Annotated in this window: 26 protein-coding genes; 13 read left to right on the top strand and 13 right to left on the bottom strand. The window is 66.3% G+C overall.

From position 1 onward, the window contains the following. The first annotated feature begins 18 nt into the window (after window positions 1-18). The 5 genes from V7066_RS24365 to V7066_RS24345 all read left to right on the top strand — a co-directional run bounded on the left by V7066_RS24365 (window position 19) and on the right by V7066_RS24345 (window position 4,184). The gene (locus V7066_RS24365) at window positions 19-228 is read left to right on the top strand and encodes a hypothetical protein (RefSeq protein ID WP_334185553.1); all 210 of its coding nucleotides are present in this window, start codon (window positions 19-21) and stop codon (window positions 226-228) included. A 152-nt stretch (window positions 229-380) separates the two neighbouring features. Further along, entirely contained in the window at window positions 381-530 is a 150-nt protein-coding gene (locus V7066_RS24360; RefSeq protein ID WP_334185552.1) for a hypothetical protein, read from the top strand. An 87-nt stretch (window positions 531-617) separates the two neighbouring features. Beyond that, window positions 618-1,079, top strand: coding sequence for a Fur family transcriptional regulator (locus tag V7066_RS24355; RefSeq protein WP_442947371.1), 462 nt, complete (start codon window positions 618-620; stop codon window positions 1,077-1,079). A gap of 325 nt (window positions 1,080-1,404) precedes the next feature. Next, complete coding sequence (gene dxs / locus V7066_RS24350) at window positions 1,405-3,327, top strand: 1-deoxy-D-xylulose-5-phosphate synthase (RefSeq protein WP_334185550.1); 1,923 nt, start codon at window positions 1,405-1,407, stop codon at window positions 3,325-3,327. Between the two features lie 44 nt (window positions 3,328-3,371). Then, the gene (locus tag V7066_RS24345) at window positions 3,372-4,184 is read left to right on the top strand and encodes an alpha/beta hydrolase (RefSeq protein WP_334185549.1); all 813 of its coding nucleotides are present in this window, start codon (window positions 3,372-3,374) and stop codon (window positions 4,182-4,184) included. On the opposite strand, the gene V7066_RS24340 is transcribed toward V7066_RS24345, so the two are convergent. Genes V7066_RS24340 through V7066_RS24330 form a run of 3 tightly spaced genes read right to left on the bottom strand, consistent with a single transcriptional unit; the run spans window position 4,181 to window position 6,792 of the window. Beyond that, window positions 4,181-5,173, bottom strand: a complete 993-nt coding sequence (locus tag V7066_RS24340; RefSeq protein ID WP_334185548.1) for an LLM class flavin-dependent oxidoreductase — start codon at window positions 5,171-5,173, stop codon at window positions 4,181-4,183. The genes V7066_RS24345 and V7066_RS24340 overlap by 4 nt on opposite strands. Then, complete coding sequence (locus V7066_RS24335; protein ID WP_334185547.1) at window positions 5,170-6,018, bottom strand: tetratricopeptide repeat protein; 849 nt, start codon at window positions 6,016-6,018, stop codon at window positions 5,170-5,172. The genes V7066_RS24340 and V7066_RS24335 overlap by 4 nt, the downstream gene beginning before the upstream one ends. 21 nt (window positions 6,019-6,039) lie before the next feature. Further along, the gene (locus V7066_RS24330) at window positions 6,040-6,792 is read right to left on the bottom strand and encodes an alpha/beta fold hydrolase (RefSeq protein WP_334185546.1); all 753 of its coding nucleotides are present in this window, start codon (window positions 6,790-6,792) and stop codon (window positions 6,040-6,042) included. A 120-nt stretch (window positions 6,793-6,912) separates the two neighbouring features. Between V7066_RS24330 and V7066_RS24325 the strand changes: the two genes are divergently transcribed. Beyond that, window positions 6,913-8,244 (top strand): ArnT family glycosyltransferase, encoded by a 1,332-nt coding sequence (locus V7066_RS24325; protein WP_334185545.1) that lies wholly within the window; start codon window positions 6,913-6,915, stop codon window positions 8,242-8,244. Here the strand turns inward: V7066_RS24325 and V7066_RS24320 are convergent. From V7066_RS24320 to V7066_RS24310, 3 genes are read right to left on the bottom strand one after another with little or no spacing between them, the layout of a single operon-like run. After that, entirely contained in the window at window positions 8,241-8,408 is a 168-nt protein-coding gene (locus tag V7066_RS24320) for a hypothetical protein (RefSeq protein WP_334185544.1), read from the bottom strand. The two genes, V7066_RS24325 and V7066_RS24320, sit on opposite strands and share 4 nt — an antisense overlap. 3 nt (window positions 8,409-8,411) lie before the next feature. After that, window positions 8,412-8,603 carry a helix-turn-helix transcriptional regulator gene (locus V7066_RS24315; RefSeq protein WP_334185543.1) on the bottom strand — a complete coding sequence of 64 codons (192 nt, stop codon included), beginning with the start codon at window positions 8,601-8,603 and terminating at the stop codon, window positions 8,412-8,414. Then, complete coding sequence (locus tag V7066_RS24310; RefSeq protein ID WP_334185542.1) at window positions 8,600-9,205, bottom strand: hypothetical protein; 606 nt, start codon at window positions 9,203-9,205, stop codon at window positions 8,600-8,602. Before V7066_RS24310 ends, V7066_RS24315 begins: the two co-directional genes overlap by 4 nt. A 365-nt stretch (window positions 9,206-9,570) precedes the next feature. Here V7066_RS24310 and thrS point away from each other — a divergent pair, with 365 nt between their 5' ends. The 3 genes from thrS to V7066_RS24295 are packed head-to-tail and all read left to right on the top strand — an operon-like array spanning window position 9,571 to window position 12,696. After that, window positions 9,571-11,568, top strand: a complete 1,998-nt coding sequence (gene thrS / locus V7066_RS24305; protein WP_334185541.1) for a threonine--tRNA ligase — start codon at window positions 9,571-9,573, stop codon at window positions 11,566-11,568. Between the two features lie 13 nt (window positions 11,569-11,581). Continuing rightward, entirely contained in the window at window positions 11,582-12,025 is a 444-nt protein-coding gene (locus V7066_RS24300; RefSeq protein ID WP_334185540.1) for an acetyltransferase, read from the top strand. Next, on the top strand, window positions 12,022-12,696 hold the full coding sequence (locus V7066_RS24295; protein WP_334185539.1) for a spermidine synthase: 675 nt from the start codon (window positions 12,022-12,024) through the stop codon (window positions 12,694-12,696). The genes V7066_RS24300 and V7066_RS24295 overlap by 4 nt, the downstream gene beginning before the upstream one ends. 184 nt (window positions 12,697-12,880) lie before the next feature. Here the strand turns inward: V7066_RS24295 and V7066_RS24290 are convergent, their stop codons facing one another. From V7066_RS24290 to V7066_RS24265, 6 genes are all read right to left on the bottom strand, one after another. Continuing rightward, window positions 12,881-13,099, bottom strand: coding sequence for a hypothetical protein (locus tag V7066_RS24290; RefSeq protein WP_334185538.1), 219 nt, complete (start codon window positions 13,097-13,099; stop codon window positions 12,881-12,883). Window positions 13,100-13,128: 29 nt separating this feature from the next. Further along, on the bottom strand, window positions 13,129-13,470 hold the full coding sequence (locus V7066_RS24285; protein ID WP_334185537.1) for a hypothetical protein: 342 nt from the start codon (window positions 13,468-13,470) through the stop codon (window positions 13,129-13,131). A 49-nt stretch (window positions 13,471-13,519) separates the two neighbouring features. After that, on the bottom strand, window positions 13,520-14,407 hold the full coding sequence (locus tag V7066_RS24280; protein WP_334185536.1) for a bestrophin family protein: 888 nt from the start codon (window positions 14,405-14,407) through the stop codon (window positions 13,520-13,522). Continuing rightward, window positions 14,404-14,619: a hypothetical protein gene (locus V7066_RS24275; protein WP_334185535.1), complete on the bottom strand. Its 216-nt coding sequence runs from the start codon at window positions 14,617-14,619 to the stop codon at window positions 14,404-14,406. The genes V7066_RS24280 and V7066_RS24275 overlap by 4 nt, the downstream gene beginning before the upstream one ends. Before the next feature lie 210 nt (window positions 14,620-14,829). Next, window positions 14,830-14,955, bottom strand: coding sequence for a hypothetical protein (locus V7066_RS24270; protein WP_334185534.1), 126 nt, complete (start codon window positions 14,953-14,955; stop codon window positions 14,830-14,832). 122 nt (window positions 14,956-15,077) lie between these two features. Beyond that, window positions 15,078-16,058, bottom strand: a complete 981-nt coding sequence (locus V7066_RS24265; protein ID WP_334185533.1) for an agmatine deiminase family protein — start codon at window positions 16,056-16,058, stop codon at window positions 15,078-15,080. 157 nt (window positions 16,059-16,215) lie between these two features. Between V7066_RS24265 and V7066_RS24260 the strand changes: the two genes are divergently transcribed. From V7066_RS24260 to V7066_RS24245, 4 genes are all read left to right on the top strand, one after another. Further along, window positions 16,216-18,939 (top strand): bifunctional [glutamine synthetase] adenylyltransferase/[glutamine synthetase]-adenylyl-L-tyrosine phosphorylase, encoded by a 2,724-nt coding sequence (locus V7066_RS24260; protein WP_334185532.1) that lies wholly within the window; start codon window positions 16,216-16,218, stop codon window positions 18,937-18,939. After that, entirely contained in the window at window positions 18,936-19,409 is a 474-nt protein-coding gene (locus tag V7066_RS24255) for a peroxiredoxin (RefSeq protein WP_334185531.1), read from the top strand. The genes V7066_RS24260 and V7066_RS24255 overlap by 4 nt, the downstream gene beginning before the upstream one ends. Further along, the gene (locus V7066_RS24250; RefSeq protein WP_334185530.1) at window positions 19,409-20,206 is read left to right on the top strand and encodes a ferritin-like domain-containing protein; all 798 of its coding nucleotides are present in this window, start codon (window positions 19,409-19,411) and stop codon (window positions 20,204-20,206) included. Before V7066_RS24255 ends, V7066_RS24250 begins: the two co-directional genes overlap by 1 nt. Before the next feature lie 146 nt (window positions 20,207-20,352). Continuing rightward, a complete protein-coding gene (locus V7066_RS24245) occupies window positions 20,353-21,066 on the top strand; it encodes a M23 family metallopeptidase (protein ID WP_334185529.1) in 714 nt (237 codons plus the stop codon). Window positions 21,067-21,165: 99 nt separating this feature from the next. On the opposite strand, the gene V7066_RS24240 is transcribed toward V7066_RS24245, so the two are convergent. Next, on the bottom strand, window positions 21,166-21,720 hold the full coding sequence (locus tag V7066_RS24240) for an AAA family ATPase (protein WP_334185578.1): 555 nt from the start codon (window positions 21,718-21,720) through the stop codon (window positions 21,166-21,168). Between the last annotated feature and the right edge of the window lie 196 nt (window positions 21,721-21,916).

Here is a 21,916-nt window from a genome sequence, read left to right as displayed (position 1 = left end):
GAAGCGAAGGAGACGAATATGTGGCTGATGTGGCTGGGACCGCTCGTCACTGTCGCCTTCCTCGTCGGGCTGGCTACGGCGGCAGTGCTGGTGCGCCTCGGCCGCATCCGCAAGCCGCATCACGTGATCGGCGCGCTGGCTCTTCCGTTCGGATGCGCGGCGCTGCCGGTGGCCGGTCTCGCGATCGTCTCCGTCGCCTCGGCGGTGTTTGCGGGCACGACTCATTGACCGAATTGTGACGGTTCCACCGCTCCATCGCTGAGAATCAACGCTTCGTCGCAGAATTGGGCGCGGTTCGTCGCCATTCACTGGACGGCAAGGCGATTCGCTCCAAGTGAGCGCCACGCAATCGTACCACACCAACAGAGCTGATTTTCGTCATGGGACTCTTCAAGGCCGACTTCTACCGCTTCTTCGCTCTCGGCTTCGCCGGTGGTGCGCTGCTGGTGCTCGGCGTGATGGGGATCGGCAATCACTCGCTCGGCAATGGCATCGTGCCGCCTGCCGAGGCTGCCGCGCAGGCCGACTGACCTCGAGGGCGGACTGGGCCAGCCGACCACGGGACGCCCTTCCAGCTTTCAATTGCGCAGCGCCGCGCCAATGCCCATATGGGCGACATGGCTAATGCGCATCATCATCACGAACACTCCGGCGACAACCTCGTGGAAGCTGCCCGCGCCGCCCTTGAAAAGGCCGGCGAGCAGTGGACCGAGATGCGCGCCGACGTCTTCGGCGCGCTGGCCGAACGCGACCGCCCGGCCTCGGCCTACGATCTCGCCGAAAGCGTATCGGCCCTGCGCGGCAAGCGGGTGGCGCCCAACAGCGTCTACCGCATTCTCGATCTCTTCGTGCGCACCAACCTCGCCCGCCGGGTGGAGAGCGCCAATGCCTATCTCGCCAACAGCCATCCCGGCTGCCAGCACGACTGCATCTTCCTGATCTGCGACGTCTGCGGCCAGGCCGTCCATATCGACGACGACAAGCTGACCGGCGCGCTCATCGCCGCGGCGAAGCAGGCCGGATTTGCCGGTGTCCGTCCGGTAGTGGAACTGCGCGGCACTTGCGCGGCCTGTAGCTGAGGCGGACCCGCGCCCCTCACTTCCATCGCAATCATGCCAGTGTCGGCAGGCCAGCGTCGGCGGGCCATCTTTTCGTCATTGCGAGCGTAGCGAAGCAATCCAGAGTCGCGCAGAGCCGCTCTGGATTGCTTCGCTACGCTCGCAATGACGAAATGGGGTGAATATCCGTCGAGCCTGCGATTTCGGCCGAAATCACGGCACCTTACGTCTCGAAACGTCGCAGCGGAGCCACGGGTCCCACGTTTTTCCTGTCCTTTCGGGCCGCACCCGCATATTGCCCACTGCTTAATTCGACACCAGAACACGTAAAGTGTACAAGCAGACCATGACAGCCAACCCGGCCACGCCGCTCCTCGACACCGTCGACACTCCTGACGATCTCCGCAAGCTGAAGCCTGCCGATCTGCGTCAACTGGCCGACGAACTTCGCACCGAGATGATTTCCGCCGTCGGCCAGACCGGCGGGCACCTCGGCTCGGGCCTCGGCGTGGTCGAACTGACCGTCGCGATCCACTACGTGTTCGACACGCCGACCGATCGGCTGATCTGGGACGTGGGCCACCAGGCCTACCCGCACAAGATCCTCACCGGCCGCCGCGACCGCATCCGCACCCTGCGCCAGGGCGGCGGGCTTTCCGGGTTCACCAAGCGCTCCGAAAGCGAATACGATCCCTTCGGCACCGCCCATAGCTCCACTTCGATCTCGGCCGCGCTCGGTTTCGCCGTCGCCAACAAGATCAAGCGCCAGCCGGGCCGCGGCATCGCCGTGATCGGCGACGGCGCGATGAGCGCGGGCATGGCCTACGAGGCGATGAACAACGCCGCCGAGGCCGGAAACCGCCTGATCGTCGTCCTCAACGACAACGACATGTCGATCGCGCCGCCGGTCGGGGGACTTTCCGCCTATCTCGCGCGCCTGGTCTCCTCGGGCCGGTTCCTCGGCCTGCGCGACCTCGCCCGCAAGTTCGCCCGCCGCCTGCCCCGCCCGCTCCACGCCGCCGCCCGCAAGACCGACGAATTCGCGCGCGGCATGGCGATGGGCGGCACCCTGTTCGAGGAACTCGGCTTCTACTACGTCGGCCCGATCGACGGTCATGACCTCGACGCGCTGGTCCCGGTTCTCGAAAACGTGCGCGACGCCGCCGAAGGCCCGATCCTGGTCCATGTCGTGACCCAGAAGGGCAAGGGCTACGCCCCGGCCGAGGAAGCCGCCGACAAGTATCACGGCGTGCAGAAGTTCAACGTCGTCACCGGCGAGCAGGCCAAAGCCCCCGCCGGGCCGCCGAGCTACACCGGCGTCTTCGCCAAGGCGCTGGTCGCCGAAGCGGAAAAGGACGACCGCATCTGCGCCATCACCGCCGCCATGCCTTCTGGCACCGGACTGGACAGGTTCACGCAGCTCTTCCCGAACCGCAGCTTCGACGTCGGCATTGCCGAGCAGCACGCGGTCACTTTCGCGGCAGGCCTTGCCGCGCAGGGCATGCGTCCGTTCTGCGCGATCTACTCCACTTTCCTCCAGCGCGCTTTCGACCAGGTCGTCCATGACGTGGCGATCCAGAACCTGCCCGTGCGCTTCGCCATCGACCGCGCCGGTCTGGTCGGCGCCGACGGCGCGACCCACGCCGGTTCGTTCGACGTGACCTACCTCGCCACCCTGCCGAACATGGTGGTCATGGCGGCCGCCGACGAGGCGGAACTGGTCCACATGGTCCACACCGCAGCGCAGTACGACGCCGGGCCGATCGCCTTCCGCTATCCGCGCGGCAACGGCGTGGGCGTGGACCTGCCCGAAACCCCGCAACTGCTTGAAATCGGCAAGGGCCGGATCGTTCGCGAAGGCACCAAGGTCGCCCTGCTCTCGCTCGGCACCCGCCTCGGCGAGACGCTCAAGGCCGCCGATGTGCTGGAAGCCAAGGGTCTTTCCACCACCGTGGCGGACTTGCGGTTCGCCAAGCCGCTCGACACCGACCTGATCCGCAAGCTGATGCTGAGCCACGAAGTGATCGTCACCGTCGAGGAAGGCGCCATCGGCGGCCTCGGCGCGCATGTCCTCACCATGGCGAGCGACGAAGGCCTGACCGACGCCGGTCTCAGGATCCGCACCATGCGCCTGCCGGACGTGTTCCAGGATCACGACAAGCCCGAAGCGCAGTATGACGAAGCCGGGCTTAATGCCCCGCAGATCGTCGATACCGTGCTCAAGGCCCTGCGCCACAACAGTGCCGGGGTGAACGAGGCACGGGCCTGAAAGCCGCCTCAAGAGGGGCAAGGCCTCAAAAAGGGGCAAGGTACGTGAAGATCGCGCTACTGGCGACGATCATCACCGCCCTCGCCCTCTATCTGGCTGTCGTGCTGCTGCTGTTCTTCGGCCAGCGCGCGATGATCTATCCCGCTCCCAAGGGACCGGCCGAAATCCCGCCCGGTTTCGAGAAAGTCGTGCTGAACACGGCAGACGGCCTGCCACTCACCGCTGCCTGGCGCCCAGCCGCCCCCGGCAAGCGCACGGTGCTGTTCTTTCACGGCAATGGCGACAGCCTTCCCGGCGCCGCCTTCGCCACGCAGGCCCTGGCGCAGGCGGGCTACGGCGTGCTGCTGGCCGACTATCGCGGCTATGCAGGCAATCCCGGGGAGCCCAGCGAACAGGGCCTCGCGCTCGACGCCCGCGCCGCGCTCGCTTTCGCAAGGTCGCAAGGGCTTCGCGATGGCGACCTCGTGTTCATGGGCGCTTCGCTGGGAACCGGCGTGGCGACCGCCCTCGCCGCCGAATATCGACCGGCCGCGCTTGTGCTGGTTTCGCCGTTTACCAGCCTGCCGGATGTCGGCGCTGCGGCGTTCCCTTGGGCGCCGGTCCACACGCTGATGCGCGACCGTTTTCCCAGCCTGGAAACGATCCGCCGAATCGAGGCGCCTGTCCTCGTCCTCCATGCGGCGGACGACCGCACCATCCCCTTCTCACAGGGCGAGGCGCTGGCGAAAGCCGCGCCGCGCGGAAGCCTGTTCCGCTTCGAACAGACCGGCCATCAATTGCAATATACCGAGAGCGCCCAGTCGGCTGTCGCCGACTGGCTCGCCAAGGTTCTGGCGCCTGACCAGCGGTCTAACTAGGCCCGCGCCGCCTCGAAGGCGTCCATCGTCAGTTCCAGCGAGCGAACTTGCGCTTCGGGATCGAAGATCGCGCCCGAGACGATCAGCTCGTCCGCCTGCGTGCGGGCGATGAAGGCCTGGATCTCGTCCCGCACCCGTGCAGGCGTACCAATCGCACTGACCGAGCGGACCTGCTCCAGCATCGCCCGCGCGGCGCCGGGAAGGCCCGCGCGGTAGTCGCGGACCGGCGGCGGCAGGCGGCCGGGGCTGCCGGTGCGCAGGGCCACGAAGCTCTGGTCGGTCGAGGACGCGAGATAGCGGGCTTCCTCGTCGCTATCCGCCGCTACGACATTGATCGCCGCCATGAAGTGCGGCTTGTCCAGCACTTTGCCCGGCTCGAACCGCTCGCGGTAGATGCGCGCGGCCTCGTCGAGCTGGGCCGGCGCGAAGTGCGAGGCGAAAGCGTAGGGCAGGCCGAGCATGGCGGCGAGCTGGGCGCCGAACAGGCTCGATCCGAGAATCCACATCTGTACCTCGGCGCCGTCCGCCTGAGGGGAAGACACGCCGCCCACCGCCTGCCCGGCGAAACGCGCCTGAAGCTCGACGACATCCTGCGGGAAGCGCTCCGAAGCGCCGACGATGTCCTTGCGCAGGGCATTGGCGAGCCGCCCATCGGCCCCCGCCGCCCGGCCGAGGCCGAGATCGACGCGGCCGGGGAACAGCGCCGCCAAGGTGCCGAACTGCTCGGCGATCACGTAAGGGTTGTGGTTGGGCAGCATGATCCCGCCCGAGCCGATGCGGATGGTGGAGGTTGCCGCGCCGATATGCGCGAGCACCACCGAAGTGGCGCCGCCCGCGATCCCGTCCATGCCGTGGTGTTCCGCCACCCAATAGCGCGCATAACCGGCCTTTTCGGCAACTTGGGCGGTGCGGGCGGAAATGGCGAGCGCTTCGGCGACAGTGCCGCCTTCGCGCACGGAGACGAGATCGAGGACGGAAAATGGGATCATGGCTTTGGCGTTCCTTCCGGCCCGAGCTGGGCGAGATAGTCCTTGGCGGTAACGGCGGCGGGGCTGTCCGGGCTGGTGTTCAGCACCGAGGTCCAGCTGCGCCGCGCGGCTTCGTCACGCCCGCCGAGAATCGCGATAACCCCGGCTTCGAGGCCGACTTCGGGGTCCTGCGGGGCAAGCTGGGCCGCCTTTTCAATCTGGGTCTGCGCTTCGATCAGGTTCTTCTGGCGGCGCGCCAGCGTCGCCGAGAGCAGCCAGGCCTGGGCGTTGGTCGGATCGGCGGTGCGGGCGTCGGTCAGAGCCGCGGCCGCCTCGCCGTTCTGGCCGAGCGAGACGAGTGCACGGGCCCGGTCGAGCGCGATCGAGGCGCCGAGTGCGCCGTCGCTAGCGGTCTTGGCCTCGGTGGCGGCGGGGCCGAGCAGCATCAGCGCGTCGCCCGCCTTGCCGTCCGCCAGCGCGGCATTGCCAGCCATGGCGCCCAGCCGGGCGCGGCTGAGATGATCGCTCGGATCGGCGGTATCGCGGGCCTGGGTGAAGGCCGTGCGCGCCTCGCCCCAGCGGTCGAGATCGGCCAGCGCCACGCCGAGGCAAAGCCCGGCCCGCACCTTCTCGCGCCCCTGCGCGCTTGCCAGCGCCTTGCGGGCGACTTCGGCGGAGCGCTCGGGATCGGATTCAACCGCGAGCAGGCAGCCGTTCTCCGGCCGCAGCGGCAGGGGACCGGCGAACTGCTGCGATTCGGTCCGGCGCTTGCGCGCCTCGTCTTCCTTCTTCTCGACGATCTCGCGCGGCAGCGCGGAAGCGTAAGGGCTGGACTGCATCAGCATGAGCGCAAGAAGGATAGGCATGGGTCGGTGATCCTTGGAAAGTCAGGCCACCTGCTCGCGGGCGAGGACCAGTTCCGCCACCGTGCGCAGCAGCATGTGGATGTCGGAATCGCGCGAGAGGCGGTGGTCACCGTCCTTGATGAGCGAGACCTGCACGTCGGCTGAACGCAGACGCTCCGCCAGTTTCACCGAAATCTCCCAGGGCACGTCGTCGTCGCGTTGGCCATGGAGCAGGCGAACCGGCCCGTCGAACGCGATTTCCTTTTCCAGCATGAGGTTGGCCTGGCCGTCCGCCCAGAAGCCCGGATGCGTCGGCGTGGGTTCGGGACCGTAGGGATTGTCTTCCCAGATCGTCTCGCCATCCGCGAGCACGTTCTTGTCCATCTGGGCAATGCCCCATTCGGTGAAGTCCGGCGCGGCGGCAATGCCGATCAGGCCCCGCACCTTGCTACCCAGAGCTTCGGCCACCATCAGCATGAGCCAGCCGCCCATCGACGAGCCGACCAGCACGACCTGCTCCAGCCCCGCCGCCGCGATCACCGCCAGCACTTCGTCCCGCCAGCGGCTGAGCGTGCCGTCCGCGAAATCGCCCGAACTCTCGCCGCAGCCCGAATAGTCGAGCAACAGGCAGGGGCGACCGGCGGCCTGCGCCATATCGAACAGCGCCGTCGCCTTGCTGCCCGCCATGTCGGACATGTAGCCGGGCAGGAACACGATCGTCGCGCCGGTGCCGGGGGTAAAACGATGGGCGATGCGGCGCCCGTCGGGCAGCTCCAGATAACGCGTGTCGGTCATGGCCGCCCATCTGGGGGCCGCGTAGGGGAAGCACAAGTCCCAAGGCGGCGCGGATGACAGTTGCGAGGAAGTGGATTCGCAGCTTAAGGCTTTGAAGTCTTATCAGGAAGCCGCATCAGAATGTCCGCGCAGATCCTCGACTTCCCTACCCGCCCGAGCCGACTCGCGCTGCGCCTGGAATGGTTCGCCACCGATCGGTCCGTGCTGCTGGCGATCTGGGCGCTCTATTTCGCGCTGCGGGTGGCGGTGCTGCTGATCGACGTGCACCCCACCTCCGACGCCGAATCCTACTTCGCCCGGGCGGCAGGGCTGGCGAACGGGCTGGGCTACCGGGACAAGGGCCTGGCGACGGCCTTCTGGCCGCCCGGTCTGCCGCTGGCGCTTTCGGTGATGTTCCACCAGTTCGGCGTGTCGCTGGTCTCGCTGGGACTGTTCAACCTCGCGGCCTCGATGCTGACCGGGTTGCTGACGCTGGCGCTGGGCCGCCACATCTTCGGCAACGAAGCCGCCGCGCGCGGCGGGCTGCTGCTGCTGGCTGTCTATCCCAATGCGATCGGCTACGTTCCGCTGGCCCTGACCGAAGTCCTCTACACCACCCTGCTGCTGGCGGGATGCTGGGCACTGATGACCCGGACCAATCGCTGGCAACTGGTCGGCGCCGGGCTGATCTTCGGCTTCGCGACTCTGGTGAAGGCGCAGACCCTGGTGGTCGTGCCGCTGATCTTCGCGATCGACTGGCTGCGCGCCCGCCCGATCTGGCAGCGGTTGCCGGGACTGCTGGCAGAGGGCCTTATCGTCATCGCCGTCTCCGCGCTGGTGGTGCTGCCGTGGACGCTGCGCAACCACGCCCAGCTCGGCCACTGGGTCGTGGTCTCGACCAATGGCGGCTATACCCTGCTCACCGGAAACCATGACACCGCCACCGGCGATTTCACGCCGAACGCTCCGGTGGTGAAACAGTTCATGGCCCGCACCGATCTCGACGAAGTTTCCAGCGACATCGAGGCCGCGCGCATGGGCCTGACCTGGATTCGCGACAATCCGGACAAGTTCCTCGCCCTCGCCCCGAAGAAGATGATGCGGCTCTGGCTGCCCGACGGCGAGGCGGAATGGGCCTATCAGGGCGGCGCGCCAAGCTATCCGCGCTTCGAGACGGTCTACCGCGCGGTGCGCTACGTGAATCAAGGCTACTATGCGCTGCTGATGCTGGGCTTCGCGGCAGCCTTTGCGGTCATGACCCTGAGGCGGCGGCACGAGCGGCTGCGCTGGACGGGCTGGTGGTTGCTGCCTTACGCCGCCGCGCTCTATCCGACGCTGATCTGCCTGCTGTTCTCCGGCCAGTCACGATTCCACTATCCGGTCATGCCGTTCGTCTGCATGACAGTGGGCTGGCTGGTGGCGGTAACGGTAGAGCGGCTCGCGTGGAGAAAGCGCAAGCCCACGCTTCATTAGAGCAGAGCCGGACCGATCACCCGCACGATCACCGGCCCCGTGGCCGCCTCGGCGCTCTCGACCTTGCTCTGCCCCGAGGTGTTCTCGCCGAACAGGGCAAACCCGGCGGCGAGCGCAAGCGCCAAGGCCATCCATGCCCCGATCCTGCCCATCCGCCCCGACATCGCTCACCCCTTCAGGAAAATATCCTCGATCCTCATAGCAAAGACCTCGGCAATGCGAAATGCCAGGGGCAGCGAGGGATCGTACTTGCCGGTTTCGATGGCATTGACGCTCTGACGGCTCACTTCCAGCCGTTCCGCAAGGTCCTGCTGGCTCCAGCCGCGTTCGGCGCGCAATTCCTTCAGGCGATTCCTCATCGCGCGCGCACCTGCTGCAAACAGCGGACGATGCCAAGACCCATGGCCCAGACAATGAAGGCCGAACTTGCCGGAACATGTCGAACAAGACCCGCCTGCTCCAGAAAACCCCAGATCATCGCCACGGTCAGCAACAGCCCGGTCGCGAAAAGGCTGGCTCGGGCAGCCTGAAGCCGCTGATATTCGTCCTGCTCCTCAGCCAGATAGCGCCCCATCGCGAAAATGCAGCCGATCATCGGGATGGCGGGCAGGACTCGCAGCACAGCCAGCACTGTGCCCGAAAGACCGAACACCTCCTTGCCTAGCTGGGCCGCGACCAGAAGCGCGAGATAGGCGGTCATGCAAACGAAAAGGCGGTTCAGGAAACGCTCCACCGCCGGGCTGAAGTCGGTGCCTGTCTTACCCCACCGGGATGCCCGGAAAAAAAGTACCATGCCGCCCAGCGGTATCAGCAGAAACACCATGCGCCAGGGACCGTGAATGTCGAACGCGCGCCAGATCGGTTTCACCACGAAGAACGAGGCGAGGAACAGCAGTGTCGCTGTGACCCTGTAAGCCACAAGGCGCATAAGGCCATGGGAAAGCGGGACGTGGCTTGCCATCAGTCAGGTTCCTTCCTTTTTGTAAAGCAAGCTTGTCATTTCGGCATGCCGGAAGTCAAGCACGCTTTACATCGCAATCCCGGGATGACTTTTCGGCCAAGGATCGCTACATCGGCCGACGATGACGCAGTTGCTCACCTCCACCACGACTACCACCACCCGGCGCTTCCGGGGACGGTTGGTCGCGGCCTGAGCAGGCAGCCACCGTCGCCCGGAGTTCGGGTGAGCGGCGTCCTCTTCCCGAATTCAGCCAAAATAGCGGCGCCGCACCTTCACCCGGAGGCGCGCCTGTGCCATGGCGCCCCAAAGCTTTTCCGCCCACATGCTCTGGTATGGCATGGGGCAAACGAGAAATGAGTTCGTCCATGTCCGAAATGTTCAAGATCAGCCTGCCCGACGGTTCGGTTCGCGAAATGCCCGAAGGCTCCACTCCCGCCGACGTCGCCGCCGCCATCGGCCCCGGCCTTGCCAAGGCCGCGCTCGCCGCGAAGATCGACGGCGAGCTGGTGGACCTCGACCGCCCCTTCACCGGCGACGCCGATCTCGCCCTCGTCACCGGCCGCGACGAGGAAGAGGCGCTGGACCTCGCCCGTCACGACTTCGCCCACGTCCTGGCCGAAGCGGTGCAGGCGCTGTTCCCCGGCACGCAGATCACCTTCGGTCCCTCGACCGACGACGGTTTCTACTACGACTTCGCGCCCAATCCGGAGCGCGGGCCGTTCACCGACGACGACCTGCCGGCCATCGAGGCGGAGATGCGCAAGATCATCGCCGCCAACAAGCCGCTGCGCCGCGAAGTCTGGGACCGCGAACAGCTCATCAGCCGCTGGAAGCAGCAGGGCGAGACGTTCAAGGCCGAATGGGCCGCCGAACTCCCCGGCGACGAGCCGCTGACCGTCTACTGGTCGGGCGAGGACTGGCTGGACATGTGCCGCGGCCCGCACCTGCCCTCCACCGGCAAGCTGGACCCCGCCGCCTTCAAGCTGACGCGCGTTTCCGGCGCCTATTGGCGCGGCGACCAGAAGAACGCGATGCTTTCGCGCATCTACGGCACCGGCTGGCTCAACAAGAAGCAGCTTGCCGCCCACCTCACGCGCCTTGAGGAAGCCGCCAAGCGCGACCACCGCAAGCTGGGCAACGAGATGGACCTGTTCCACCTCCAGGCCGAAGCGCATGGCTCGGTGTTCTGGCACCCCAAGGGCTACGTGATCTATCGCGCCCTTGAGGACTACATGCGCCGCGCGATCGGCCAGGCAGACTGCAAGGAAGTGAAGACGCCGCAGGTCATGGACGCGCGGCAGTGGGAAGCCTCGGGCCACTGGGGCAAGTACCGCGAGAACATGTTCGTCATCCCCGACGAAGTGCCCAACACCGAGGACGACGGCCCGATCATCTCGGACGACGCGCAGTGGATGGCGCTGAAGCCGATGAACTGCCCGGCGCACGTGCTGATCTTCAAGCAGGGCATCAAGTCCTACCGCGACCTGCCGCTGCGCCTCGTCGAAAACGGCTGCTGCCACCGCAACGAGCCGCACGGCGCGCTCCACGGGCTGATGCGCGTGCGCCAGTTCACGCAGGACGACGGCCATATCTTCTGCCGCGAAGACCAGATCGTCGGCGAAGTGCAGGCCTTCTGCGAGATGGCGGACCGGGTCTACAAGGACTTCGGCTTCACCTATGCGATCAAGCTGGCCCTGCGTCCGGACAACCGAATCGGCACCGACGAGCAGTGGGACATGGCCGAGGCCGAACTGCGCGACGCCGTCGTGCGCGCCGGGCTTGCCACCGAGGAATACGGCTGGGAAGAACTTCCGGGCGAAGGCGCCTTCTATGCGCCCAAGCTGGAATGGCACCTCACGGACGCCATCGGCCGCACCTGGCAGGTCGGCACGATCCAGTCCGACCGCATGCTGCCCGAGCGTCTCGACGCCAGCTACATCGGCGAGGACGGCGCACGCCACCGCCCGGTCATGCTGCACCGCGCGATCTTCGGCTCCTATGAACGCTTCATCGGCATCCTGATCGAGCACTTCGCCGGCAAGCTGCCGGTCTGGCTCGCCCCGGTCCAGGCCGTGGTGGCCACGATCGTCTCCGATGCCGACGACTATGCGCAGGACGTGGCGCAGAAGCTCCGGGCTGCCGGGGTGCGCGTCGAAACCGACGTGCGCAACGAGAAGATCAACTACAAGGTGCGCGAACACTCGCTGAAGAAGGTTCCGCACCTGCTGGTCGTCGGCAAGCGCGAAGCCGAAGAAGGCACCGTAGCCCTGCGCACCCTCGGCGCCGAGCACCAGAAGGTCATGAGCCTCGACGAGGCCATCGCCCTGCTCAAGACCGAAGCCACCGCGCCAGACCTCCGCTGATGGTCCGGCTCCGGTGATCAGACCCAGCTCTCCCGATGATGCCCCGCGCGCCTTCGCCATCTGGCGCGCGGCGGTAGACGCCACGCACGGCTTCCTGTCGTCGGAGCACAAGGCCGAAATCGCCGGGCAAGTCGAAGCGATGCTCCCGGCGGTCCCCTTGTGGATCGCCGAGGATGCCGGCGGCATCGCGCAAGGCTTCATGGTCTTTGCGGAGGGGACGATCGAGGCCCTGTTCGTCGATCCGGCCGTCCACGGCCGGGGCTTCGGCTCCGCGCTGGTCGGCCACGCACTGGCGCTGGATCCGCAGGCGCGCGTCGATGCCAACGAGCAGGCCGACAACGCCCTGCCCTTTTACGAATCGCGCGGTTTTCTGCGCATCGGTCGATCCGAGCACGATGCAGACGGCCGGCCCTATCCCATCATTCACTTGCGTCACCCCGGAAAGACATCAGCATGATCAAGCGCGAGCTTATCGACACCGCATGGATCCCTGACGGGGAGAAGCTGGAACTTTACAAGCACGATCAGGACTTCATGATCGTGCTTGGTCACAACGAGCTGATGTCCACGCGCAAGTGGGGCAGCGAGGAAGCGCTCGCCACGATGGCGTGGGACCGCATCAAGGGCGTGACCAAGCGCCCCCATATGCTGATCGGCGGCTATGGCATGGGCTTCACCCTGCGCGCGGCGTTAAGGACGCTGCCGGAGGATTCGAAGCTCACCGTGGTCGAACTCGTGCCCGAGATCATCGAATGGGCGCGCGGGCCGATGGCTGAAGTGGCGCAAGGCTGCCTCGATAATCCGCGCGTCAACCTGATGATGGGCGATGTCGGCCACGTCATTGACGGGTCGCGCGCAGGCTACGATGCGATTCTGCTCGACGTCGACAACGGCCCCGACGGCCTCGTGCGCGAGGACAACAACCAGATCTACTCGAAGACCGGCCTGCGGGCGGCGCGCAATGCGCTGACGCCGGACGGCGTGCTGGCGATCTGGTCGGCCGGAGCCGATCCCGCCTTCACCCGCCGCCTGGAGCGCGCCGGGTTCAAGGTGGACGAAGTGAAGGTCTCCTCGCGCAGCAACGGCAAGGGTCCCAAGCACGTGATCTGGTTCGCCACGCCGGAGTGATTCCGGCTGGCGGGCCGAACGGCCTTTGCCCCCGACAGCCGCAACTCAAAAACACTCGTCGCCCCCGCGAAGGCGGGGGTCCCGCTTCCTTCATGCCACGCCGCAAGAACAAGCGGGATCCCCGCCTTTGCGGGGATGACGAAACGTTTGGTGAGGCGGGGTCAGGACGAACTGTCCGGACAGGTCAGCGCGGCAGGCTGCGATCCCCGCGCGCCTGGATTCGCCGGGCCTTCGCCCGTCCCGCCGCAGCCACCAGAACGCTGGTGCTCAGCAGAATTCCCGAGACCAGCAGCCCGACAGCCACCAGCCCCGGCGGGCTGAAATCGGTGCGGGCGTCGAGTTCCACCCATTTGCCCAGACGCACGCTGGCGCGGGTAGTCTGACGATCCTTGGAAAGACGCATGGGAACTCCTTCGTGCTGTTGCACGAGGATTAGCCTTCCTGCGTCAGCCGATCCAGCCAGGCCTGCGCCTGCTTCGGCTCACCCACTGCGTCGGCCCTGACCGGTCCGCGCGCGGCAAGAAATTCCTGATGGAGTGCGAAACACTCCATATCGAGCTGCAGGCGCAGATCGTCGATCTCTTCGGCAAGCTCGACAAGGCCGTCCACCAGCGGCGCGGCCTTGGCGCGGGTCTGCTTGTCCTTGTTGTGGCCGAACAGGCCCCATTGCCCTGCGGCGGTCACCCGCAGCGCCTCGATCAGCGCGGTGCGATAGTCGATTTCGAGGTCCGCACGGCGTTTATCCATGCGTTCGAGACGGTCTGCTTTGGCCATACACCGCTCCTGGAGCGGCCACGGCGGCTAGTCAACTTTGGCAGTCAACTCACCACAGGATGCCGTGCTTGTCGGGCGTGATCGGCGGCGGCGCTTCGTCGCCGATGGACTGGAGCAGGTCGATCTCGATCGTGCGACACATGGCATTGAGCGGCAGGTCGTGCACCGTGTTGGCGAAAGGATCGACCAGATCGTCGCCGATGGCCAGCACCGCCAGGAACATGATCCCTGCGATCGTCGAGCCGAGCGGCGTCGCCACGCCCAGCGTCTCGACCAGGCCGATCGGCAGCAGGATGCAGAACATGTGCGTGAAGACGGTAGGGAAGAAGCGGTATTGATAGGGCAGCGGCGTGTTCTTCAGCCGCTCCATGCCGCCCTGGGCATTGGCGATGTCCACCAGCACGGCTTCCATCTGCGTCTGCTGGATGGTGTCGATCCAGCCCTTGCGCCGAGCCTCGTCGATGCGGCGGCCGGTGTCGTCGAGAATGCCGTTGGCCACATTCGCCCGCTCCAGCGAGGAATCGGCATCCCCGCGCGAGAGCATGCGCAGCACTTCCGCATCCGGCTTGATGCGGCGAAGCTGGCAGCGCAGCGCGTTGACATAGGCGATCTGGCGCAGGACGACGCGGCGCTTCAGCTCGGTCGCATCCGGGTCCGGCATGAAGTTGCGCGCGGAACGCGCGATATTGCGGCTGGCATTGATCATCAGCCCCCAGAGCCCCCGCCCTTCCCACCAGCGCTGATAGGCCGAGTTGCTTCGGAAGCCGAGGAACAGCGCCAGCGCCGAGCCGAACAGCGTCACCGGCAGCTCGGGCGCATGGAACGGTAGCACGAAGTACGTCACCGTGACGATGACGTCCCAGACGAACAGCAGGGTCAGCGGCTTCCAGATTTCGCGGAATATCTGGACGGGTTGCAGGGCTGGCGTGACGATCATCGTTTAATGGCATCCCCTCCATGCGGCCCACCCTGGGCCGAAGCATGCGAGAGTGCGACCGAAGTTCCCGAAACCGGCCTCAGGGTGAACCAGTCAGCCCGGTCGATCGCGACGAGAAAGCCCAGCACACCCAGGCCGAAGAGCAATAGCAGAAAATTGCCGACAAGCGATTGGCGAAGGCGAGCCCGTTCGGCGTCCGTCATATGGCGCATGGTGAATCTCCTTTACCAGTCACGCGAACGGGTAACTTGGGGAACCTTGATTTCGATTGCATCGACCGTGTGTTACAATCTTTTGCTGCGGCGCGGCAGAAGCGATGTGCAGTGCAGCAGGCACGGCGAAATGTCGACCTTCACGCGGTCATAATTTGAAATGAAAAGGAAATTGGTCGGATCGACGGCGGCGCTAAACGCGCGGGCGCGTCAGAACGGCAATGAATCCTTGGCCAGGATCAGCGCCAGTGCGCAGCCGCACACGACTGCCGCCCGCAGGACTTCATCCTGCCGAAACTTCCGGGCGCTGTGCGCAAGGGCGACGATACGAGCCATGTCCGCATCCATGCACGCAGACCTCTTGCGAATCCGTTAAATGCCGTGGTTCCTGCCCCATCGTCATTGCGAGCATAGCTCGCAATGACGAAAGGCTTATGGGAGCAGGCCGATCCGCCCGATCAGCGCGAGGGCATCTGCTGGCTGGAACAGTGGAACGAACCGCCGCCTGCAAGTACCGCATCGGCCATCACGCCCACGACATCGCGATCGGGGAACAGCGCGGCAATCGCCGCGACGCCCTCTTCGTCGTGCGCGGTGCCATAGATCGGCACGACCACCAGCTTCGAGGTGATCGCGAAGTTCATGTAGCTGGCCGGCTCGATTCGGCCGTCAGATTCCACCCGGCCGGGCGAAGGCACTTCGCGCACCGTCACGCCCGCGGCCTCGGCCCGGGCCTTGGCATCGGCATAGATCGCGGCATTGGGATCGTTCGGTCCGGTCGCGCGCGGCAGGGCCAGCACGTTCGGCGCCAAGAAACGCGCGAGATTGTCGACATGGCCGTCGGTGTGGTCGTTGATGAGGCCGTCGCCCAGCCACAGCACGCGGTCGTAGCCGAGATCGCGCTTCAGCCGCATCTCCAGGTCGCCGCGTGACAGATGCGGGTTGCGATTCGGGTTGAGCAGGACCTGCTCGGTCGTCGCGACCAGTCCGGTGCCGTCGCCGTCGATCGCGCCGCCTTCGAGAATCCAGTCCGAGGTCTCGACCTCAAGCCCGGCATCGCGGGCGATTTCGGCGCCGATCTCCTGGTCGCCGTCCATCAGGTACTTGCCGCCCCAGCCATTGAAGCCGAAACGCATCGCCTTGAGCGCTCCGCCCGCGTCAGAAACGACCAGCGGCCCGGTATCGCGCAGCCAGACGTCGCCGTAGCGCCGCACTTCCAGCTTTACCTTCGACGAAACCAGCGATGCCGCCCGCGCCCGGTTGGCCTCGTCGCGCACGACCAGACGCACTTCCTGCCCGGATTCGGCAACGGCAGAGGCGAACTGCGCCATCTGCACTTGCGCGGCTTCGAGGAAGCCCGGCCATTCCACCGGATCGTGCGGGAAGCCGATCCAGATCCAGTCCTGCGGATGCCATTCGGGGGGAAGGGCGAAGGTCACGGGGAAATCTCCTTCAACGCGGCGCAGGGCGTGTCGCCGCGGGAACGGCCGAGCCGATAGAAGACTCTGGCCCATCTCGCAATGATGCCTCGCAATCATGGCCAGCAATGATCGGCAGATGCTTGCCCTCCGCCGCAGGGGCAGGCAGGAAGCCGCAATGGATGCCGAACAGAAAGCCGACTGGACCGGCGCGATCGCCCGTGCCCGCGCCCACGCCCCCTATCTCTCCAGCGCGCTCGACCGGCTTCCCGCTCTCACCGACCTGCTCGCCGCCGGACAGGGCGCAGCCGCGCTCGACTGGGCGCGCGCAGCAGGCGAAGGCGCTCCCAGCGTCGGCGCGGCGCTGCGGCGCGAGAAGCAGGCCCTCGCCCTCGCCCTGGCGATCGGCGATCTGGCCGGGGCCTTCCCGCTGCTCAAGGTGACGGGCGAACTCTCGGCCCTGGCCGACCGCGCGCTCGACGCCGCCATTGCCGAAGGCATCCGCCGCCGCGTGCCCGATGCCGAGCCGGCAGGCTTCCTCGCCCTCGCGCTGGGCAAGCACGGCGCGGGCGAACTCAACTACAGCTCGGACATCGATCCGATCCTGCTGTTCGACCCCCAGCTGCTCCCCCGCCGCGAGCGCGACGAACCCGGCGAGGCCGCGCAGCGCGTCGCCCGCGCCGTGGTGGAAACCCTCGCGGGCGTGACCGACGAGGGCTACGTCTTCCGCACCGACCTGCGGCTGCGCCCGGCTTCCGAAGTCAGCCCACTGGCCATCTCGATCAACGGCGCGCTGACTCACTACGAATCATCCGCGCTCGCCTGGGAGCGCGCCGCCTTCATCCGCGCCCGAGCCTGCGCCGGAGACGTGGCGGCAGGCGAGGCCTTCCTCGCCGCGATCCGATCCTTCGTCTGGCGCAAGAGCCTGGACTTCGGCGCCATTGCCGAGATCGGCCGCCTCACCGCGCAGATCCGCGCCAACACGCGCGGCAGCACCACGGTCGGCCCCGGCTTCGACCTCAAGAAGGGGCGCGGCGGCATTCGCGAGGTGGAGTTCTACGCCCAGACCCACCAGCTCATCCACGGTGGCCGCAACCCCGCGCTGCGCCTGCGCGGCACCCGCGCCACGCTCGATGCGCTGGCGGAAGCCGGACTGGTCCCGCCCGAGGATGCCCGTCTGCTCGGCGAAAGCTACGACCGCCTCCGCACCGTCGAGCACCGCCTGCAGATGATGCAGGACCAGCAGACCCACTCGCTGCCGATGAAGGAGGAACTGCTCGACGAAGTGGCCCGGCTCGACGGCTTGCCGGACGGCTCCGCGCTCCTGGCGGAACTCACGCAGATTACCGATGCGGTAGGCGCGCGATACGACGCGCTGGTCATGGACCACACACCTGTCGGCACCACGGTATCGGTGCCCGCCCCGGCGCAGGAGGACTTGCGAGACGAACTCATGCGCATGGGCTTCGCCGATCCCGATGCCATGGTCTCGCGCATCGAAGGCTGGCTTTCCGGCCGGATGCGTGCGCTGCGCTCCGATCCCGCAAGGCTCGCGTTCGAGGCGATTCGCCCCGGCCTGCTTGCCGCCCTTGCCGCCGCCCCCGAACCCGAGCGCGCGATGGCGCGTTGGGAGCAGCTCCTCAACAACCTCCCCACCGCGATCAACCTGTTCCGCCTGCTGGAGGCCCGCCCTGCCCTGATCGAGCGCCTCGCCCGCATCCTCAGCCTCGCTCCGCCGCTCGCCGACGCGCTCGCCCGCCGCGCCGACCTGCTCGATCCGCTGATCGACGCCAGCGCCTTCGACCTGCCCGGCAGCCTGCCCGAACTGATCGCGGAATTCGCCCGCTTCGAACCCGGCGACGACTACGAGCGCAAGCTCAATACGGTGCGCCGCAAGGTCGGGGACCGCCGTTTCGCGCTCGGCGTGCAACTGATCGAAGGCGTGAACGACCCGCTCGACATCGGCCATGCCCTCGGCCGGATCGCCGAAGCGGCTCTGGTCGTGCTGACCGATGCGGCGGTAACGGAATTCCGCGAGACCCACGGAACCGTGCCGGGCAGCGAACTGGTCGTGCTGGGGCTTGGCCGGATGGGCGGCGGCGTCCTCACCCATGCCTCCGACCTCGACCTGATCTACCTCTTCACCGGCGATTTCGCCCGCGAATCGGACGGAAGGCGGCCGCTCGGCGCCACGCTCTACTACAACCGCCTGTCGCAGCGCGTTACCGCCGCGCTGTCGGTCCAGACCGCCGAGGGTGCGCTCTACGAGGTGGACACGCGCCTGCGCCCCTCCGGCGAACAAGGCCCGCCCGCAGCCAGCCTGGAAAGTTTTGCGCGTTACCAGCAGGAACAGGCCTGGACCTGGGAGCACATGGCCCTGTGCCGCGCACGGGCGCTTTACGGCTCCGGCGAAGCGCGCAGCCGCCTTGGCACGATCATCGGCGAGGTGCTCACCGCCCCGCGCGATCCGGCCAAACTGCGCACCGATGTTCTGGAAATGCGCACCCGCATGGCCGAGCATAAACCGCCCAAGGGCCCGCTCGACGTCAAGCTGATGCGCGGCGGGCTGGTGGATCTCGAATTCCTCGTCCACTTCACCCAGCTCCGTAGCGGCGAGGGCCTTGATGCCGATCTCGGCGAAGCGGTGCGCCTGCTGGTCGCAGAAGGCCTGCTCCCGGCCAGCCTCGAGCAGGCGCATGACGTGCTGACCCGCCTGCTCGTCGCCGCGCGCCTGCTCGCGCCCGATTCGCTGAAGCCGGTCGATGCCGCCTGCATGGCGCTCGTGCGCGCATGCGGCTATGGCGCGTGGCAAGACCTCGAAACCGGCCTCGCCCAGGCTCGCGCGCAAGTCGCCGCGGCATGGGCGCAAGCTTTCGACGAAACCCTGGAGACCACCCGATGACCACCCGTCCTGCCGCTGGCGACACGTTCCCCGACATCGCGCTCGAAACGCCCGAAGGCGGCAGCGTGAAGGCTTCCGACTTTGCGGGGCGCAAGCTGGTCGTGTTCTTTTACCCGAAAGACAACACCCCCGGCTGCACCACTGAAAACATCGATTTTTCCGCGCTGAAGGACCAGTTCGAGGCGGCCGGAACCGCCCTGCTCGGCGTCAGCAAGGATTCGGCGAAGAAGCACCAGAACTTCATCGCCAAGCACGATCTCAAGGCGCCGCTCGCCTCCGATGCCGAGGAAAACGGCCTCTCCGATGCGCTCGGCATCTGGACCGAAAAGCAGAACTACGGCCGCACTTACATGGGCATGGTCCGCACCACCTACCTGATCGGCCCGGACGGCAAGATCGCCCGCGTGTGGGACAAGGTGAAGGTGAAGGACCACGCGGCCCAGGTCCTGGAGGCCGCAAAGGCTCTCTGATGACCCGTTCCATTGCCGCAGCGATCCGCGAGGCGCTGCTCGAATGCGATCCGCGCGCCAAGGTCATGGCAACGCGCAAGGTAGCGCGCGACTGGCGGCTCGGCAGGCTGTCCTTCGTGTTTGACGTGGAGATGCCGGAGGTTCCGGGCCGCCCGGATGCCCCCGAACTCCTGCCGCCGGGGCGCATGCCCAAGCGCGGCAAGGGCGGTTCGGAACGCGGACGAATCGCGCTCTGGCATGCCCTCGCCCATATCGAATTCGTCGCCATCGATCTCGCGCTCGACATGGCGGGACGGTTCGGCGGCGAGATGGACGAGGCCTTCGTCAGCGATTTCCTCTCCGTCGCCGCCGACGAAGCGATGCATTACGCGCTGATCGACCGCCATTTGCGCAGCCTCGGCAGCCACTACGGCGCCCTCCCCGCCCATGACGGATTGTGGGAAGCCGCCCACAAGACCCGCGGTGATGTCGGCGCGCGGCTCGCCGTGGTGCCGATGGTGCTCGAAGCACGCGGCCTGGATGTAACACCCGCCACGCTCGAACGCGTGAAAGCCAATGGCGACAAGCGCGGCGCAGGCATCCTCCAGCGAATCCTTGACGACGAAATCCGGCACGTTCGGTTCGGCGCAAATCATTTCGCCGATGTCGCCGAACGGTTGAACGAGGACCACGACAGCCTCTGGAAAAGCTTGGTTTCCCGCCACTTTGGCGGAGCCGTTAAGCCACCGTTCAACGACTCAGCGCGTCTCGCAGCCGGTTTATCGCGGGATCTTTATGGCAGTATTGCCTGTTCCTGATCCTTCGGGATAACTCCCAAACAGAGACGGCGGGGGGTTCCGACCATCTCCAGACAAGGGTTTGCGCGAATTCGCCACTGTGCGTGTTCGCCCTGGATACAAGCGTCGTGGCTTTACGGCTCGCGGCGGATAACAAGGTATTGCGAGTGGTCGTAACGAAATTCTTCGCCAAGTTCCGCGCAGTGACCGGTGCCGTCGCCGTCGCAGGATCTCTTGTCGCCGCTCACCCGGCGATGGCCAACAGCAGCGCTGCCGCTGCCGACATTTCCGCCCCGCTTCGCTCGGCCCAGTCCGGCAACCAGTCGGCCGGCGGTGAGGACGAGCAGTTCCGCAACCTCTTCAGCTCCTGGCAGAACTTCGAGGAAACCGGCCTCGCTTCCGCCAAGGCCAAGCCTGCCATTCCCGGCGCTGCCAAGCTCGGCGCGGTCTCGATCCCTTCGCGTACCCCGCTTGAAGGTCTCAAGCTGACCAGCAGCTTCGGCATGCGTAACCACCCGATTCTCGGCGGCCGCCGCGCCCACAAGGGCATCGATCTCGGCGCCCCGATCGGCACCCCGATCTATGCGACCGCCGACGGCGTCGTCAGCAAGGCTTCCTGGTTCGGCGGTTACGGTCTCTACGTCTCGCTTGAACACGGCGGCGATCTCGAAACCCGCTACGGCCACATGTCGCGTCTCAACGTTGCCGAAGGCCAGATGGTCCACAAGGGCGACGTGATCGGCTTCGTCGGCACCACCGGCAACTCGACCGGCCCGCACCTCCATTACGAAGTCCGCGTCGACGGCCAGGCCGTCAACCCGATCCCCTACATGCAGGGCGATCGCATGGCGGCAGCCGAAAACGGCTCGACCGGCGGCTGATAGAGTTCCAGATCGGCCAGGGACTGCGCAAAGACAGCCCGGCCAACAAAGATTTGGAGAGGAGGGAAGAGGCGGCCGCAAGGCCGCCTTTTCTTATGCCTATGGATCTGAAGATCCCGGCTGCAGGATTTCGTCCAGCACGAACTTCACACGATCCGCGATCGAAACCAGCGGAAGCGGAACGAGTTCGTATTCCAGATCGGAATAGACCTCTACCATCGCCTGATAAGTGGCCTCAGCCTCTTCCAGCGTTTGCTTGCGCTCTGCATCCTGATTGAAGATCGCGGGCCAGGGAGGCGCAATGAAGACCCGCCTTGCATAGCGACACCGCTCAGCCGCCTCCGTCATCGAAGACGGCGCAGAAATGCCGCACAAGCGGAGATAGCCGATGACATCGGGAATACCGCGATCGAAGATGACAGGGCCGGAAAGCTGGGCCGCTTCGCCATAGGCAAGCATGTCCCGCGTGAGCATCATGGCTGCGAAGGCCTCCTGGTCATCCCAAGGCAAAGCCCTGCCGCTCTTCCGCACCTGGTCCTGGATTATCGCCCGGCCTGCTTCCGGGACGCACCGAAGCCCTTCGGCGGCCAGTGCAGCGATAAGGCTGGTCTTGCCGGAACCCGGCCCTCCGGTGATGATGTGGAGATGCTTCATACTCGTCACACGCAGGCGCTCTGCAAGAGCGCGCCATTGCCGAACGGGAGCGGGGGTTCGATCACGAACCGCCAGGCAAATATACGTCGCGACCGATGACGTCGGCTTCGCGTTGCGTGGCGCATTGTGTAGAATGGGTTTTTGGTTGCGGGGGTAGGATTTGAACCTACGACCTTCAGGTTATGAGCCTGACGAG

The organism is Novosphingobium sp., from assembly GCF_036820275.1.
In the GTDB taxonomy this organism is placed as follows: Bacteria; Pseudomonadota; Alphaproteobacteria; order Sphingomonadales; family Sphingomonadaceae; genus Novosphingobium.
The sequence above is the reverse complement of the archived record's forward strand: the minus strand, read 5'-3'. Positions and strand labels throughout refer to the sequence as shown.

Coding starts and splice junctions, on each gene's coding strand:
- V7066_RS24365 (WP_334185553.1), top strand. CDS start 19: ATGTGGCTGATGTGGCTGGGACCGCTCGTCACTGTCGCCTTCCTCGTC.
- V7066_RS24360 (WP_334185552.1), top strand. CDS start 381: ATGGGACTCTTCAAGGCCGACTTCTACCGCTTCTTCGCTCTCGGCTTC.
- V7066_RS24355 (WP_442947371.1), top strand. CDS start 618: ATGGCTAATGCGCATCATCATCACGAACACTCCGGCGACAACCTCGTG.
- dxs (WP_334185550.1), top strand. CDS start 1,405: ATGACAGCCAACCCGGCCACGCCGCTCCTCGACACCGTCGACACTCCT.
- V7066_RS24340 (WP_334185548.1), bottom strand. CDS start 5,173: ATGATCCCATTTTCCGTCCTCGATCTCGTCTCCGTGCGCGAAGGCGGC.
- V7066_RS24335 (WP_334185547.1), bottom strand. CDS start 6,018: ATGCCTATCCTTCTTGCGCTCATGCTGATGCAGTCCAGCCCTTACGCT.
- V7066_RS24330 (WP_334185546.1), bottom strand. CDS start 6,792: ATGACCGACACGCGTTATCTGGAGCTGCCCGACGGGCGCCGCATCGCC.
- V7066_RS24325 (WP_334185545.1), top strand. CDS start 6,913: ATGTCCGCGCAGATCCTCGACTTCCCTACCCGCCCGAGCCGACTCGCG.
- V7066_RS24320 (WP_334185544.1), bottom strand. CDS start 8,408: ATGTCGGGGCGGATGGGCAGGATCGGGGCATGGATGGCCTTGGCGCTT.
- V7066_RS24315 (WP_334185543.1), bottom strand. CDS start 8,603: ATGAGGAATCGCCTGAAGGAATTGCGCGCCGAACGCGGCTGGAGCCAG.
- V7066_RS24310 (WP_334185542.1), bottom strand. CDS start 9,205: ATGGCAAGCCACGTCCCGCTTTCCCATGGCCTTATGCGCCTTGTGGCT.
- thrS (WP_334185541.1), top strand. CDS start 9,571: ATGTCCGAAATGTTCAAGATCAGCCTGCCCGACGGTTCGGTTCGCGAA.
- V7066_RS24295 (WP_334185539.1), top strand. CDS start 12,022: ATGATCAAGCGCGAGCTTATCGACACCGCATGGATCCCTGACGGGGAG.
- V7066_RS24290 (WP_334185538.1), bottom strand. CDS start 13,099: ATGCGTCTTTCCAAGGATCGTCAGACTACCCGCGCCAGCGTGCGTCTG.
- V7066_RS24285 (WP_334185537.1), bottom strand. CDS start 13,470: ATGGCCAAAGCAGACCGTCTCGAACGCATGGATAAACGCCGTGCGGAC.
- V7066_RS24280 (WP_334185536.1), bottom strand. CDS start 14,407: ATGATCGTCACGCCAGCCCTGCAACCCGTCCAGATATTCCGCGAAATC.
- V7066_RS24275 (WP_334185535.1), bottom strand. CDS start 14,619: ATGCGCCATATGACGGACGCCGAACGGGCTCGCCTTCGCCAATCGCTT.
- V7066_RS24270 (WP_334185534.1), bottom strand. CDS start 14,955: ATGGCTCGTATCGTCGCCCTTGCGCACAGCGCCCGGAAGTTTCGGCAG.
- V7066_RS24260 (WP_334185532.1), top strand. CDS start 16,216: ATGGATGCCGAACAGAAAGCCGACTGGACCGGCGCGATCGCCCGTGCC.
- V7066_RS24255 (WP_334185531.1), top strand. CDS start 18,936: ATGACCACCCGTCCTGCCGCTGGCGACACGTTCCCCGACATCGCGCTC.
- V7066_RS24250 (WP_334185530.1), top strand. CDS start 19,409: ATGACCCGTTCCATTGCCGCAGCGATCCGCGAGGCGCTGCTCGAATGC.
- V7066_RS24240 (WP_334185578.1), bottom strand. CDS start 21,720: ATGAAGCATCTCCACATCATCACCGGAGGGCCGGGTTCCGGCAAGACC.